This window comes from Albidovulum inexpectatum (genome assembly GCF_002927635.1).
Lineage (GTDB): Bacteria > Pseudomonadota > Alphaproteobacteria > Rhodobacterales > Rhodobacteraceae > Albidovulum > Albidovulum inexpectatum.
The window spans coordinates 1-1,358 of the sequence record NZ_PRDS01000027.1; the positions used below are offsets into that span (position 1 = coordinate 1).

1 protein-coding gene and 1 pseudogene are annotated in these 1,358 nt (G+C 58.5%); both read left to right on the forward strand.

What is annotated here, in order from left to right; genetic code table 11:
• Positions 1-94 precede the first annotated feature (94 nt).
• A pseudogene (locus LV82_RS14745) lies at positions 95-776 on the forward strand (IS3 family transposase); the annotation flags it as partial.
• Between the two features lie 53 nt (positions 777-829).
• Complete coding sequence (locus LV82_RS15030) at positions 830-1,006, forward strand: DUF7220 family protein (RefSeq protein ID WP_170063463.1); 177 nt, start codon at positions 830-832, stop codon at positions 1,004-1,006.
• Positions 1,007-1,358 lie beyond the last annotated feature (352 nt).

The following is a 1,358-nucleotide window of genomic DNA, read 5'->3' on the forward strand; positions in this document are numbered from 1 at the left end:
TCCTCGATCCAACCGCCGCCACTGCCCGCCATCAATGGCGTGGCGGGCAGTGGTTCCCTTCTAACCACGGAACCTCCCGTCTTCATAAGACAAGGGCCATCTGGTGAACGAAAAGCGGATCAGGCGACTGATGCGGCTGATGGGCCTGATGCCGATCTATCAGAAACCCAACACCAGCGAGGCGGCGAAAGGGCACAAGACCTATCCCTACCTGCTGAAAGGGCTGCGCGTGACCCGGCCCAATCAGGTCTGGGGCGAGACCTTGTCCGCCATTGGTCCGAGGACAATGGTCGAGCGACATCACGTATCTGCCGATGCGGCGCGGGCTCCTCTATCTGGTGGCGATCATGGACTGGCACACCCGAAAGGTGCTGGCTTGGCGCATCTCGAATACGCTGGAGGCCGACTTCTGCGTTGAGGCGTTGAACGAGGCCATCCACCGCTTCGGCCCGCCCGAGATCATGAACACCGATCAGGGCAGCCAGTTCACTTCCTTCGCCTGGACTGACCGGCTGCGCAGATCCTGCGTGCGCGTCTCGATGGACGGCAAGGGCCGGTTCCTCGACAACATCTTCGTCGAACGGCTCTGGAGGAGCCTCAAATACGAATGCGTCTACCTGCACGCATGGGAAACCGGATCAGAGGCCAGGACCGGTGTCGGCAAGTGGATCGAGTTCTACAACCGCAAGCGCCCCCATTCCGCCCTTGGCGGCAAACCCCCAGCCGTGGTCTACTGGCTGAGAAAAGACGAAACCCAACCCGGTCAGCAGGAGTAAAGAGTAGCTTAAATCACGCCGGAAACTGTCCAGACATTGGGGAGTAGCTCACCATGTCATTGGTCGAGGCAGTCGGGTATGGCATCGCCGTGGTCACGCAGATCCTGATTTTCCCGGCCTTCGGGCTGCACACGACGCTCGCGCAGAACTTGAAGATGGGCGCGGTGTTCACGGTGGTGAGTATCGCGCGCTCCTTCACTCTGCGGCGGCTGATCGAGGCGATCATATAATCACAAAAAATGGCGCCCGGTGTCGGGCGCCATTGATGACCTAAGGGGTTATTTCCCCTTGCCACCACCGGCAGGAGCGTTCGAACGACCACCACCAGAGGGATTTCCCGTCGTGCTGGGCCATCCCCCGCCGTTACCTTGACCTTTTCCCATTACATTAAGCCTCTTTGTAAAACAGCCACACTTGGCAATGTATTATGTGGAAATCAATTTTTGTCGTGTCAAGGCGCTAAAGGGAAATTTTGTAAACCCGCCCCCGTGTGTGGATGCCTCCTGTTTGGCAAGCGTTTCTTGAGGTCTCGGCAGGGTCTTCGATCGGACGTGTGTCAGGCCTCTGAGCGTGGCCTTCTTT

Bases quoted from the DNA above. Each gene is read 5' to 3' on its own strand.
- LV82_RS15030 (WP_170063463.1), top strand. From the start codon at position 830: ATGTCATTGGTCGAGGCAGTCGGGTATGGCATCGCCGTGGTCACGCAG.